Raw genomic sequence first — 14,141 nt, 5'->3', positions numbered from 1 at the left:
TGGAGAGAATCGATTAAAAAGTTACGTTCAGACCCACGGCATACTGTTTCATGGTCGGGTACGAGACGTTGGCCCCTACTTCCGGATCAAGGCCCGGGTATTTGGTGATCATGAAAACGTTCTCTCCCGACAAAAACACCCGGGCGCGGCTCATCCCGATTTTCGAACCCCAGGCCGCCGGAATGGTGTAACCAAGCTGCACGTTTTTCAGCTTGATGTAAGACGCATCGTATAACCAGTAGGAACTTGGAATATTCGTCTGGCTATCCGAATTGTATTTCAATCGCGGAAAGGTGCCGTTGATGTTGTTGGCCGGATCGCTCGGGTTGGCATCGTTATAGTAATAATGGTCATCTGCGATTCGGGTACCGATCGAGTTGGTCAGGGTGGTACGTGTTCCGTTGATACCGGTTTGGTTATACAGGTATTTCATTCCTGCACTGCCCGCCCAGAGCATCGAGAAATCAAAACCGCGCCAGGACGCACTGAGCGAAAGGCCCATGATGTATTTCGGTGTACTGCTTGCCCCCGAAAACCGCTTGTCGAAATTATTGCCGTAGGTGCCGTCGCCGTTTGTGTCGGCGTAAATCAGGTCACCGTAGTACAATTGCCCTTTTCCGATGGTCCCAACCGGCTGAAATTTATAGCCCTTCGCCATCATGGCCTGTACCCACGCCAGGTCTTCGGGCGTCCGGATCATGCCGTCTTTTGGTCCGCCGTTGATGTTGACCGTCCCATCGGAATTCGAGTGACTGCCGTCACCTTTGTACACATCCAGCAGATAGTATTCGTTGATCGGATGGCCTTCCAGAATGCGGGTGTCACCTCCGCTGGAAACCTGCCCGATGTTGGAGTTATACACTTTGGCACCGGCCGCATCGGTCGTATAGCCTTCGACGAGGGCACCCCGGTAATTGGTCACCCGGTTGATGTTATAAGCCACGTTGCCACTGATGGAGAAATCAACTTCGCCGATTTTTTCCCGCCATCCCAGGGTCAATTCCAACCCTTTGTTCAACACGCCCGCCGTGTTCTGTGTCGGAGCCGCTTTTGTTCCGGCCGTCAGGAAGATGGGCGGAGTGGTCAGAATGCCGTCGGTCAGTTTATGATACCAGTCGATTTCGAAATTCAACCGGCCTTTGAACAGGGAACCTTCCAGTCCGATATCGGTTAGGGCCGTCGACTCCCACAGCAGGAGCGGGTTGGCATATTTGGCCTGAACTAATCCAGTGGTGGCAATATTATTAAACGAATACGGCACCTTGCCGTAAACCGCCTGATAGTCGTAATCACCCGACGTACCAGGGGTGGTGTAAATAGTATTATTATTCGCTCCGTTGTTCCCCAGTTTGCCCCAGGAAGCCCGCAGTTTCAAACCCTGCACTTTTTCGTTTAAACCCGCCAGAAAGGGCTCTTCGGAAAGACGCCAGCCCGCTGAGAAAGATGGGAATACACCCCAACGGCTATCCGGTGCGAAACGCGACGAACCGTCGTATCGCAAATTGGCTTCAAACAGGTATTTCGATTGATAGGCGTAGTTGACCCGCCCAAAATACGAGCGCATGGCCCGGTTATACTCCTGGCCGCCAGCCGTATTCGATGTTTCACCGGCAGAACCGAGTGTTGTCGTCGAGTAGTCGATCAGGCCGCGTTTCCCGGCATTAAAATCATAATACCGGAAGTTGAACTGGTTATACCCCACCAATGCACCAAACTCGTGATCTTTCCCAAACGTCGTGTTGTATCGCAGTACGTTGTCCAGCGTCAGCAGGTAATCCCGGTTAAAGGAATAGGCAGTGGTCAACTGATCGGCTGGGGTCAGCTGCACTTTCAGCGTGTTGGTCGAAAAATCCCAGCGTTCGGCCGGACCCGGCAGCGCGAAGGAATTGTTTTCGTTAAACCGCGTCTGGTAGTTTACTTTGGGTTCCAGCGTCAAACCTTTGGCAAGGGTTATAATACCGTAGAGCGTGGTATTGAAGCGCGTGGTGCGGTCCTGACCTCCGGTGCCATCCAGGTATGAAAAAATATTGTTGACCGTAGTTGGTTCTTCAACGGCCACCGGAAAACCGTATTTCCCGTTGTAATACGGATAAATACCGGGATTGGTTTGCCATAAATATTGAAAAGCCAGATCGGTATTGGCTTTCCCGGCCGACTGAGTCGAGGCAAAGGTTTGTGCCCCCAGTGTCAGGAATTTCGCCACTTTCGACTCAATATTGGCCCGCAACTGAAACCGCTTGACGCCGGTATTCTGCATTACACCCCGGTTGTCGAGGTAACCCAATGACATGTTATACAGGGATTTATCGCCCCCGCCACTAACCGCAATGTTATGGTTCTGAACGATTTCATTCCGGAATACCCAACTCGCCCAGTCGGTATTCGGATAAGCCACAGAATTGGGAACGCCCCCTGCGCTGGTTCCATTGGGGTTTTTGTTGGCATTTTCCCAGGTTTGAATGGTGTTGGCTGAATAGACTTCCGCTACACCCACATTCCGGTTACTTTCGTTGAATAACCGCATATAACGCACGTAATCCGAGATGAACTCGGGCAGGTTGCTTGGACGAGCTGAGGAGAGAAGGCCCGTGTACGTAACGGTTGTCTTCTTGGCCGATCCTTTTTTCGTCGTGATCAGAATAACGCCGTTGGCGGCCAAAGAACCGTAAATCGAAGCGGAAGCCGCATCTTTCAGGATCGACATGGATTCGATGTCGTTCGGATTGACCGCATCCATTGATCCCTGCACCCCGTCGATAATGACCAGCGCGTCGCTGTTGTTGAGCGTACCGGTTCCCCGAATCCGGATCGTTGCTCCGTCGGCACCCGGTTTTCCCGATGATTGCCGCACAAATACACCCGGAGCCAGACCCGCCAGTGAAGAAGAAACATTGGTTACCGGCCGACTTTCGATGTTTTTCGACGTAATTGTCGCTACCGAGCCCGTCAGGTTTACTTTCTTTTGAGTGCCGTACCCAACAACCACGACTTCGCTCAGGGCCTGCGTATCGGGCACCAGCGTAATGTCAAGAGCGGTTTGGCTGCCGACTACAATTTCCTGCGGGACATAACCGATAAACGAGAAGACGAGCGTTGCACCCTGATCGGCGGCAATCCGATATTTACCATCGGCGTCGGTGGTGGTGCCGCGCGTGGTTCCTTTCACCTGAATACTAACGCCGGGAAGTCCTTTACCGGTTTCATCGGAAATGGTACCGGAAACCGTTTGTTCCGCGACTTTGTGAGTCGCTACGGGGCTTTTCCCCATCGGTGCCGCCTGAACCGAGCCGGTCATCAGACACAGGCCAATCAGCGGACATAGCCAGCCAATCGGGCGGCTAGGTTGAATAATCGAATGTAGAATTTGCTTCATACATGAATAGGATAGTTGGGTTTAAATTGGGTACGTAAAAACGGGCCGGGATTGGTGGCCAGCGGGGAGCATCCGAAGGAAGTTCATTAAGCCGGGATTTGTGGTTACGGAATTGGTACTGATTCCGGAAAAGCATCCGGATGCTAAAATCTAGCAGCAAAATACAAGCATTACGGAGCACTTTCTTGCTATAAAATTTGCAGAATATATTGCTCAATTTGCAAATTTTGTATTTTGATCTGCATCATTAGCAAATACATGAGTAAAATAGTCAACTATCCTCGAATCGCTTCTTTCAGAAATGAATGGCATAAAAAAAGTGCCACGGCATGACGCCGTGGCACTTTTGCACTTCCTACAACCTGTTTACTTAGAATTTGAACCCGACGTTTAAACCCAGTGCCCGACGTTGCGAATTGTTAAAACCGCTGATGGCATCAGAAAAACCGTGGTGATAAACCAGGTCGATCAGCACAGGGCCAATGTCGAAACCCAGGTTGACCAGTCCCAGAAAGGTACCGCTCTTAATTTCATTATCATCAATGTTGATGGTGTTGCTGCTGCTCAGTCGGTTGGCATATTCCGCACCGACGGCCAGACGAACTGCTGAAATGCCGCGTTCCGACTGCGCCAGCTTTACACCAATGTAAGCAGGAATCTGCAGCCATTTGGTGTTGATCCGGCCTGAAATATCCTGGATCGTAGAACCGTCTCCGGGGCTGAAGTAGTTCGAACTGGACGCAAAATACTCAACGCCCAACTGACCGTATAAACGGCCACCTCCGCGGACGAAAGCTCCGATTTGGTAGCCAAGGCGCCCGGCTGGATTTTTTCCGTCAACGTCTTCACCCCGATACCGGGTTGTGTTGGCACCCACATAAAAACCGCCCGTGAACGCTTTGTAAGGCATTTCGGCTTTCGGACGTTTTTCCCGGCTTGTACTATACTCCGTCGTGCTGGTCGTACTGTTGGAGTTATAGGTGCTGCCGGATGCTGGTGTTGACGAATCGGTCGCGGTGTTCATTGGAGTCGTTGCGGTAGTCGACGAATTACCCATCGTTGAATTGGTCGAGTTGGCCGAATTCGAGCGATAAGTTGTATCAGTACCGGATGTCGTAATCGTAGTAGTCGTCGTTTTAGTCGTGTCCGACGAAATTGTTTGAGCGAATGCGCTCCACGTTCCCAAGAGGCACAGTGCAAGCAATGTATTGCTGCGTTTCATGATCATAACGTTAATTAAAGTTGTATAAAAAAAGTGGGTGTATGACTTCCATACACCCAATTTAAACTATGAATATGTCGGATTGTTTAACCTTTCCTCAACTTTTTATAATAATTGATCAGTCCATTGGTCGAGCTATCGTGCGACGAAACCGGCTGGTCGTCGGCCAATTCCGGAAGAATCCGGTTCGCCAGCTGTTTCCCTAACTCTACTCCCCACTGGTCAAAACTGAAAATGTTCCAGATAATTCCCTGCGTGAATATCTTGTGTTCATAGAGAGCAATCAGACTGCCGAGCGTGCGGGGCGTCATTTTCTGCACCAGGATGGAGTTGGTCGGCCGGTTTCCTGAGAAAACCTTGAACGGCATCAGCAAGGCCACTTCTTCTTCGTTTTTGCCGGATTTTACCAATTCACTAACCACCTCTTCGCCCGATTTTCCGTTCATCAACGCTTCTGTCTGGGCGAAGAAATTGGAAAGCAGCATGTTGTGGTGTTCGCCCAAGGGGCGCTGACTGATGGCCGGAGCGATAAAATCGCAGGGAATCAGCTTGGTGCCCTGATGAATCAATTGGTAAAAAGCGTGCTGACCGTTGGTACCGGGTTCGCCCCAGATCACCGGACCGGTTTGGTAAGCCGCCGGTTTTCCGTTGCGATCGACGGATTTGCCGTTGCTTTCCATATCGCCTTGCTGGAAATAAGCCGCAAACCGGTGCATGTACTGATCATAAGGCAAAATGGCGTGCGATTCCGCCCCGAAAAAGTTGTTGTACCAAACGCCGACCAACGCCAGGGTAACCGGAATGTTTTCCTCGATCGGCGTATTCCGGAAATGTTGATCCATCGCGTGACCGCCTTCCAGCAATGCGGCAAAATTGTCGAAACCAATATAACAGGCAATCGATAATCCAATGGCCGACCAGAGGGAATACCGTCCGCCGACCCAATCCCAGAAAACGAACATATTTTCAGGATCGATTCCGAATTTTTCCACTTCTGATTTATTGGTCGAAATAGCCACAAAATGTTTGGCAACGGCCGACTCATCACCGGCATGAGTGAGAAACCAGTCACGGGCCGAATGCGCGTTGCTCATGGTTTCCTGCGTTGTAAACGTTTTCGACGCGATCATGAACAGGGTAGTTTCCGGATCGAGTTTTTGCAGCGTTTCGTAAATGTGAACGCCGTCGACGTTTGATACAAAATGCACGTCAAGTAGCGGTTTTCCATCTTTCTGAACCGCATACGGTTTTAAAGCTTCCGTCACCATAACTGGCCCCAGATCTGAACCGCCAATGCCGATATTGACCAGTTGCGTAATTGGTTTTCCGGAATACCCCTTCCATTCGCCGGAACTGATGCGTTCGGAAAATCCTTTCATTTTGTCCAACACCGCATTGACATCCGGCATCACGTCGTTGCCATCGACCAGGATGGGTGTATTGGAGCGATTTCGGAGCGCAACATGCAGCACCGAGCGGTTTTCAGTAACATTGATGGCATCGCCGGAAAACATTCGTTCGATGGCTTCGTATAAACCGGCTTCACCCGCTAGCTGACGCAGTAACCTGGTCGTTTCGCTGGTGATGCGGTTTTTTGAAAAATCGACCAGAATATCTTCGAACTGCAACGAAAAGTCGGAGAAACGATTCGGATTCTCGGCAAACAAATCACGCAGATGACGCCCTTTGATTTGCTCGAAATGGCTCTGAAGCTGCTGATAAGCAGGTAGTTCTAAAAAAGAATGTGTAGGTAACATGGTCAGTTAAGGTCAAAGACAAATTTCTTTCAATCGGTCCGGTTCGCAGACAAACACGTTGAAATCGACTTTCCCACGGATGCCATCCACAGAGCCCTTTTCGTTGTGCTGCCAAAAATACAACCGGTCAGCTTTAAATTCGTTCGGATGGTCGGTCGAATAGTCCGCAATCCAGAGTGGATAGTCGTCAAAATTACCGGCAATGTAGAGCAAATAAAAATGCCGGTTGACATAAATAATGGGTTTGGTGCCGTAATGGTCTTCAACCAGTTCCAGCCAGACCCGAATATCGGCGATGAGTTTGCTGGCGGGTACCCGGCCGCGGTCATTCCGTTCCACGTCTAAAACCGGTACGAAATCGCCCGGTTTGAGGGTAACATTGTTGATGTAGTTGCGGGCCTGTTTTTCCGGGTCGCGTTTAGGGTGGAAGAAATGGTAGGCCCCGCGTTTTAAGCCGGCTTTTCGGGCTTCCTGCCAGTTGTTTTTAAACCGTCGGTCAACGAGCGTGGCACCTTCGGTGGCTTTGACAAAAACAAATTGCAGCGCAACTCCGCTGGCCTGCATCTGGCAAACCCGCTTCCAGTCGATGCGGTTGTTGTGATGGGAAACGTCGATGCCGTGAATCGTGTATTTCAGCGGCATCCGAATGCCGTAACCGTTCACAAATTGCCATTGTAATTCGTTTACTTTTTCGATCGATCGGTTCCACCACAGCCCGACCAACACCAAATTAAGCACTAGTAAAGGCCAGACCAGAAATCTCCTCTTTCGGTATATAAACAGAACAATCCGACTCATCTCGGACAAAAATAGTCAGAAAATAGAGGATGAGAAAGGACGAAGCGAAAAGGAGGGTGATGGTTTCGCTCGGATATGGAACTGAAACATGCGGTTTTTATTCATTCGCATTCAGGAATCGGGGTAGAAAGCTGTTCATGAACGAATAAAAACCGCATGCTGGTCGTTGAATGCGGGTTAAATTAATTATTCGGCTGCGGAGTCGTACGCAGGTACGGTTTCACGATGTTGACGCCTTTCGGGAATTTCTTGATCGCATCTTCCGTGCTAACCGCCGGAACCACAATCACGTCGTCGCCCTGCTTCCAGTCGGCAGGCGTTGCCACCTGGTAGTTAGCGGTCAGTTGCAGTGAATCGATAACGCGCAAAATTTCCAGAAAATTACGCCCTGTTGAAGCCGGATACGTCAACGTCAGCTTGATTTTTTTATCGGGACCAATCACAAACACCGACCGAACTGTGGCTTTTTCGCTGGCATTCGGGTGGATCATGTCGTATAACTCGGCGACATGCCGATCTTTGTCGGCGATAAGCGGGAAGTCAACCGTCGTGTTCTGGGTTTCGTTAATGTCTTTCACCCATTCCGCGTGGGATTCAAGGGGATCCACACTGACCGCAATGACTTTCACGCCCCGTTTTTCAAATTCGTCTTTCAACTGCGCGGTTCGGCCCAGTTCGGTTGTACAAACCGGCGTAAAATCCGCAGGGTGTGAGAAAATCAGTCCCCAGGAATTGCCCAGCCATTCGTGGAATTGAAGGGTGCCAGCTGTCGTTTCAGCCGTAAAATCCGGGGCGATGTCACCTAATCGAAGTGCCATAATAAAGAGAGGTTTTGTTTGTACTATAGGAATACTATAGGTTTTGTTACAAATTTAATAAACAGAGGAAACCGGTTACCTCCACGTATGAAAGTAACCAGTCACTAGTGGATGAACAGAAAAAGAATCAGATTAATTTTTCTTCAACGGCCATTTTAACCAATTCGGCAGCATTTTTTACCTGAAGCCGGCGCATCATGTTGGCGCGGTGGTTATCGACGGTCCGAACCGAAAGCTGTAATTTTTCGGCAATTTCGCGGCTGCTCATGCCGTCAACCAAAAATTGCAGGATTTCCTTTTCCTTCTTTGACAACTTGGAACGCCGAATTTTGCTGCTTCGTTCCGTTTTTTTCAACTGATGCATGTAGCCATTGAGAATAATGGTGGCTACGGGCGAACTAAAGTATTTCTCGCCACTGGCGATGGTACGGAGCGCTTTCATCATCTCGTCGCTCGACGAATCTTTCAGAATGTAACCGAATGCACCGGCTTCCACCGACCGAAGAATGTAATCTTCGTTGTTATGCATCGACAACATCAATGTTTTGATGTTCTTGTACAGGCGCGAAATGATTTGTGTCGTCTGAATACCTGACATCCCGGGCAGAGAAATATCCATCAAAACCACATCGGGTTGTTGGGTTTTCAGTTTTTCAAGGGCTTCTTCGCCGTCACCGGCTTCGTCGACGATGACAAATTCGTCGTTTTGTTCCAACAGAGAGCGTATTCCGTTTCGGACAATCGAGTGGTCATCAACCAGCATCAACTTGAGTGTACTCATATTCCTGGTGTGCAAGTTTAAAGGGTATACTTACCTGAACTTTTGTGCCTTTATCGGGCGCGGATGAAATTTTAAATTTTCCATTGATCAGGGCAGCCCGTTCATTCATGTTGTGGATGCCCTGCGATGGTCGTTTTGTGTCTTCTTTCCGACTTCGGTGAATCCGGAATCCTTTACCGTCGTCGTTTACGATCAAATGCAGATAATTGTCTTTTTCGAACAAATCAATCGTAATCTGATGGGGTTCGGCGTGCCGGAGGGCGTTACTAACGGCTTCCTGGGCAATTCGGTATACACCAATCTCCACACTTTTATCTAACCGCGTATTGGTTAAATTAGTATGAAAGATAATGTCAATTTTACTGTCTTTGTCGTGGGTGTCGGCCAGCATTTTGACCGCCGGAACCAACCCGAAATCACTTAATACCGTCGGCATCAGGTTGTTCGAAACGTTTCGGGTCTCCTGAATGGTCTGCGAAATCAGGTGCTTCAAAACCGTCAGATTCTTTACTCCCTTTGCTTCCGGGCTCAGATTTAAACTTCGTTCAAAACTTTCGACCTGCAATTTAATGGCGGTCAGCATTTGCCCGATCCCGTCGTGCAATTCGCGCGAAAGCCGCTTGCGTTCTTCTTCCTGCCCTGCCACCAGATACGATGTACGCAATTTTTGTTCGTCCATCTGCTGCTGGTATTGCTGGCGGGTGGCGTCGAACAATTGCTGACGGGTTTCTTTCAACGCCCGGTTCAGCGAGAGCAATTTACGGTTGGTCGTTGCCGTTCGGGTTTCCGCTTCGACCAACTGGACAATGATTCCCTCAAATTTATTCACGGCGGGCCGCAGGATAAACCACCCGGCAAAAACCAAAGCTAATAAAGTAAAGAGATATATTACAAATTCCATCAACCGGGTATCCTCCACATTGGCGAGTGTTTCGCGCGTGTATTGCTGAACAACATCGTCCATTTTGTCCAGAAACGGTTTTTCATTGGCCATCATGGCCGAAATATCGACCTTTGCCATGAATTGTTCCGGATTTTTGGATTGCTCGGCCAGCTGGATAATTTGTTGAACGCTGGTTCTAAAACCCTGGTAAAAGGGTTTCAGAATGTTGTAGCGGATTTTTACACTGTCGCTGTTCTGGAGCATAACCGGATAGCCCGGAACGGTGCCCTGTTCAATGTGTAAATGATTGGTTTCAAACAGCGCAAACAGACTCTTGATTTCCGTTAGGTAGTTTTGGAATTGCGCGGGTTGGCTGGCGTGGCTGAGCAGGAGAACCTGACTCACCAGGCGTTGACTCTGATGACGCTGCGCCGAAGCCATTCGAATAATCATAACCCGTTCGGCTTCGCGCCGGGTTTGAAGCTGGGTTACAATTTCGGCCACTGTCAACAACACGGCGATAAACACCAGTGTTGTTAAGAACAGGCGATTAAAATGGCGCGCCGAAGGCTGAGAAGTCTGGGGGGTAACGTTTACTACTTCCGACACGGTAAATTAAGTTTCAACAACGTTGATTATGGTAACGGTAGCAATAATACTAAAATTTGCTGGATTGCGGGGTAAGTTATGGTTTTATGGCCAAAAAACCCGAACCAAACCGGGGGCAGTGTTGTTTTTAAAACGGAAAACGACGTAGATTTGTAATTATCTGAACGCGACTTCGTCATGAAAAAAAATGTCTCTTTCATCGCCATAATCGGACTGCTGGCTTTGGCAGCATTTACACCGGCCAAACTAACCGCTCCGGCAGCCGGTGTTTCGGTTGCTGAACCTGTCAAGCTGTCGTGGGAAACCCTGCGCGATGTGACTTTTAAGAAAAAATGGTATCCGGAAGAATCCGTTTACATGTTATATCCGACGTTTGGGGCCGGAATCCAGAAACTGAGCGGAAAACCGGTCGAGTTGACGGGCTATGTTCTTCCGGTCGATTACGAATCCAATACGTATGTGCTGTCGGCATTCCCATTCAGTGCCTGTTTTTTCTGCGGAGGAGCCGGACCGGAATCGGTGGTATCCCTGAAATTCAAGAAAAGCGGCCTGAAGTTTAAAACCGATGAGCGCCGGACGTTCCACGGAACCCTTAAACTAAACGCCGATAACATTTATGAATTAAACTACATTTTGGCAGATGCCGAGATGACAGAACAATAAGAAAGCGCAATTTTTAAAATAGCCTCCTTGCTTTTTCTCCAAAGTTTCTGATATTTGCACCACGAAAAAGGGGGTATAGCTCAGTTGGCTAGAGCGCTACAATGGCATTGTAGAGGCCGTCGGTTCGAATCCGACTATCTCCACCTTATATACGTAACTTTTCGAAAGGCCCGGTTTTGGAAAACCGGGCCTTTTTTATATTCAAAAAAATGGGTACCCTTGGGTGATAGTAAGGAGGTTTTCTGATTAACCCGTAAAAAGCGTATGAATGCAACCCAAAGCCTCGTCATGGATGCTGACCTGCTGACTGATCGGGAACAAACAATGGAACGGATTTATGCCAGAACCTATCCGATGGTGCGCCATTACGTTCGGGAACATGGCGGCACGGAAGCGGATGCGAAAGACCTGTTTCACGAAGCGATGATTATGTTTTACGAAAAAACCGTACAGAACCAGCTCACCCTGACATCGTCGGTCAGCACGTATCTGATGGGGATTTGCAAGAATCTCTGGCGTCAGGAAGTAGAGAAACGGAAGCGCAAAACTGAACTGGCCGAAAGCCATGCCGAAAGTGTCTGGGAAGAACCCGATCTGGATGGCGAATCGTCGCTTGCCCTGATGTCGTTCGTCAACCAACTGGGCGAAACCTGTCGGTCCGTCCTGGTCAGTTTTTACTATTTTGGCCAGCGGTTGGATCAGATTGCCCGTCAACGAGGCTACCAGAGCATTCGGTCGGCCACTGTGCAGAAGTTTAAATGCCTGGAACGACTCCGCAAACTGGTTGGTCACCTTTCGGTTGATCACTTCAAATCCTGATTTCCATGCGTCCTGAATTAGAAGAAGTTCAATTACTGGAATCCTATCTCCAGGGCAACCTGAGCGAAGAACAGAGCCTGGATGTCAGCGTGCGGCTCCTCTGGAACCAGGAGTGGCAACAAAAACTGGCTGCGCAGAAACTGGCTTACCAGGCGCTGCGGTTGGCCGGCCGCCAGCAGCTACGGCGCGAGTTGGACGCCATCTACGTCCGGCTGTTTGGGTAAAACCGTTGCCCTAACCCCGCATCCATCCTGTATTGAATCCTCCCAACTGGCTCAACATCGGCCGGGCGGTCTTCTATTGCCTTTCCATTTCAAACCTAACCACTTATTCTATGTATTACCCAGAACTTAGTAAAAATGAATTTCGCAATTTTGCCGTCCACGGCCGAAACCTGAACGGGCTGACGGTGGACCGGTATCTGCATCAGGTCGAAAACATGACCCGCTCAGTGATTGAAGAACGGCCCATGAATTTCCGGGAAGTCGATGTGTTCTCCCGGCTGATGGCCGACCGGATCGTCTTTCTCGGTACGGCGGTCGACGATAACATTGCCAATGTCATAATTGCCCAGTTGTTGTTTCTGGAATCGGCCGATGCCAAAAAAGATATTCTGCTATACATCAACAGCCCCGGTGGCTCGGTATATGCCGGTTTGGGCATTTATGATACCATGCAATACGTTCGGCCGGATGTAGCCACCATCTGCACGAGCGTCGCTTTGTCGTTTGGAGCGGTTTTATTGTGTGCCGGTGCACCCGGAAAACGGTCGGCCTTGCCCCATGCCCGCGTGATGATTCACCAGCCCCACGGTGGAGCGCAGGGGCAGTCGGTCGACATCGAGATAACGGCCCGGCAAATCGTCATTCTCCGGCAGGAGCTGTACGAAATCATGGCGCGGCACAGTGGTCGAACCGTGGAAGAACTCGAACGCAACGCCGACCGGGATTACTGGATGAAAGCCGAAGAAGCCAAAGAATACGGTTTTATCGACGAAGTTTTGGTGAGGTAAATAAGGTTTCGAAAAAGTTGTTGACTGGCGATTATTTTCCGCTTATTTTTAGATCGTACCGGAGCAACAGTTGCCAAAAATGTCAATATTTGTGCATCTGTGACCAGCGGTGGTAGGATAAAGGTCAAGTATCGCCACCGACATTCAGCCGCAGGAATGCGGCTTTTTTTATGGACTTACTCGAAATCTTCGACGCGAACAATCGGCCCCTCGATTTTACCAAACCCAAAAAAGACGCACACCGCGACGGCGACTGGCACCGCACTTCCGAAATCGTCGTTTTGAATGATCAGGATGAGGTCCTGCTGAGTCTTCGTCACCCGGGCAAAGCGGTTTTACCGGATTATTGGGATGTCTGCGTGGGCGGCCACGTCGATCCTCAGGAAAGCTACGAGAACTGCGCAATTCGGGAAGTGGAGGAAGAAATCGGCGTGCGGCCCAAAACCGGCGAGTTACATTTTCTGGGAATGGTGGCGGTTGAAGCCATCGACCCCGCGGTTTCGCTCATTGACCGCGAACACGCAGCGGTTTACCTCTACCGGACAAACCGGACGCTCGACCAGTTTACGATGCAATTCGACGAAGTCGCGGATTTGAGGTTTATCCCGCTGAAAACCGTGCTGGCCGAATTGCGTTCCGGAAATTATTCATTGGCTTACACGCCCCCCCAATCAACTTATCTGCAGACTCTCGAAATGACGGCAGATTATCTGGCACAACACCCCTAGAAAGGCCGTACGGCTTTGACGAACCGCCCTTTGAAATAACTCGAAAAAAGATTGTCTTCCCGCACCCCGCGCGACGACGAGGCATGAATAAACATGATGTTGGTTTCGCTTCGAACTTCGGTAACAATACCGGTATGCGAAACGTACCCGGATTTCCCGTCATCGGGAACAAAAAAGACCAGATCCCCCGCCTGAATCTGCGGAACTTCAACTTCAAAACCCACTTCGGACTGCTGCCATGAAACCCGGGGCATCTGCAAACCCACGGTATTGAATGCCGCAAAAATTAATCCCGAACAATCCATTCCCGCCGACGTTTGACCGCCCGTTCGGTACGGAGTTCCGGTGTACGTTCGGGCAATTTTGACCACTTCCGGTACATAACCTTGTTGATACGTTTTGGTATCAACGGTTTTCAGCGGTTTAGCAATCGGTTTCCGCGCGGCAACAGCCGGTTTTCGATTGGATGCAGCAGACCTACGCTGGGCGGGTGGAACGTAATGGGAGGTTTTAAAAAAGGAGCAGGATGACATCATAAACACCAAAATGGCTGCGGGCCAAAAGAAGCGGAATGGAATCATCTGCCTGCCGGTTTTATCCTGCCATGAATACATTTTTTGATCTATACTTTTGCGATTCAGGAATTCTTGCGCTTTCACAACCATGACGAATAAACGA

The 14,141-nt window shown here is 49.7% G+C and carries 13 protein-coding genes and 1 tRNA gene; 6 read left to right on the top strand and 8 right to left on the bottom strand.

Annotated features, from left to right (window positions below; translation table 11 throughout):
- Positions 1-13: 13 nt before the first annotated feature.
- The 7 genes from EHT25_RS05890 to EHT25_RS05860 form a co-directional block, all read right to left on the bottom strand.
- The gene (locus EHT25_RS05890; RefSeq protein WP_124872019.1) at positions 14-3,373 is read right to left on the bottom strand and encodes a SusC/RagA family TonB-linked outer membrane protein; all 3,360 of its coding nucleotides are present in this window, start codon (positions 3,371-3,373) and stop codon (positions 14-16) included.
- Between the two features lie 370 nt (positions 3,374-3,743).
- Positions 3,744-4,595 carry a PorT family protein gene (locus EHT25_RS05885; protein WP_124872016.1) on the bottom strand — a complete coding sequence of 284 codons (852 nt, stop codon included), beginning with the start codon at positions 4,593-4,595 and terminating at the stop codon, positions 3,744-3,746.
- Positions 4,596-4,681: 86 nt separating this feature from the next.
- Entirely contained in the window at positions 4,682-6,352 is a 1,671-nt protein-coding gene (gene pgi, locus EHT25_RS05880) for a glucose-6-phosphate isomerase (RefSeq protein ID WP_124872013.1), read from the bottom strand.
- Between the two features lie 12 nt (positions 6,353-6,364).
- Positions 6,365-7,090 carry a glycoside hydrolase family 25 protein gene (locus EHT25_RS05875; protein WP_229311446.1) on the bottom strand — a complete coding sequence of 242 codons (726 nt, stop codon included), beginning with the start codon at positions 7,088-7,090 and terminating at the stop codon, positions 6,365-6,367.
- 242 nt (positions 7,091-7,332) lie between these two features.
- Entirely contained in the window at positions 7,333-7,968 is a 636-nt protein-coding gene (locus tag EHT25_RS05870; RefSeq protein WP_124872007.1) for a peroxiredoxin, read from the bottom strand.
- 127 nt (positions 7,969-8,095) lie between these two features.
- Positions 8,096-8,749: a response regulator transcription factor gene (locus EHT25_RS05865; protein WP_510186265.1), complete on the bottom strand. Its 654-nt coding sequence runs from the start codon at positions 8,747-8,749 to the stop codon at positions 8,096-8,098.
- Positions 8,721-10,241 carry a sensor histidine kinase gene (locus EHT25_RS05860; RefSeq protein ID WP_124872005.1) on the bottom strand — a complete coding sequence of 507 codons (1,521 nt, stop codon included), beginning with the start codon at positions 10,239-10,241 and terminating at the stop codon, positions 8,721-8,723. The genes EHT25_RS05865 and EHT25_RS05860 overlap by 29 nt, the downstream gene beginning before the upstream one ends.
- Before the next feature lie 177 nt (positions 10,242-10,418).
- On the opposite strand from EHT25_RS05860, the gene EHT25_RS05855 reads away from it, so the two are divergent.
- From EHT25_RS05855 to EHT25_RS05830, 6 genes are all read left to right on the top strand, one after another.
- On the top strand, positions 10,419-10,904 hold the full coding sequence (locus EHT25_RS05855) for a DUF3299 domain-containing protein (RefSeq protein WP_124872002.1): 486 nt from the start codon (positions 10,419-10,421) through the stop codon (positions 10,902-10,904).
- 69 nt (positions 10,905-10,973) lie between these two features.
- A tRNA-Ala gene (locus EHT25_RS05850) sits at positions 10,974-11,047 on the top strand.
- Between the two features lie 121 nt (positions 11,048-11,168).
- Positions 11,169-11,723, top strand: a complete 555-nt coding sequence (locus EHT25_RS05845) for an RNA polymerase sigma factor (RefSeq protein ID WP_124871999.1) — start codon at positions 11,169-11,171, stop codon at positions 11,721-11,723.
- Between the two features lie 5 nt (positions 11,724-11,728).
- Positions 11,729-11,947 carry a hypothetical protein gene (locus EHT25_RS05840; protein ID WP_124871996.1) on the top strand — a complete coding sequence of 73 codons (219 nt, stop codon included), beginning with the start codon at positions 11,729-11,731 and terminating at the stop codon, positions 11,945-11,947.
- Between the two features lie 110 nt (positions 11,948-12,057).
- Positions 12,058-12,735 (top strand): ClpP family protease, encoded by a 678-nt coding sequence (locus EHT25_RS05835; protein WP_124871993.1) that lies wholly within the window; start codon positions 12,058-12,060, stop codon positions 12,733-12,735.
- A gap of 170 nt (positions 12,736-12,905) precedes the next feature.
- On the top strand, positions 12,906-13,463 hold the full coding sequence (locus tag EHT25_RS05830; RefSeq protein WP_124871990.1) for an NUDIX hydrolase: 558 nt from the start codon (positions 12,906-12,908) through the stop codon (positions 13,461-13,463).
- Here EHT25_RS05830 and EHT25_RS05825 read toward each other — a convergent pair.
- Entirely contained in the window at positions 13,460-14,044 is a 585-nt protein-coding gene (locus EHT25_RS05825; protein WP_124871987.1) for a C40 family peptidase, read from the bottom strand. The two genes, EHT25_RS05830 and EHT25_RS05825, sit on opposite strands and share 4 nt — an antisense overlap.
- Positions 14,045-14,141 lie beyond the last annotated feature (97 nt).

Origin of the sequence: Larkinella rosea, assembly GCF_003858635.1 — a bacterium.
GTDB lineage: Bacteria > Bacteroidota > Bacteroidia > Cytophagales > Spirosomataceae > Larkinella > Larkinella rosea.
This window is presented reverse-complemented; position numbering and strand designations above follow the sequence as displayed.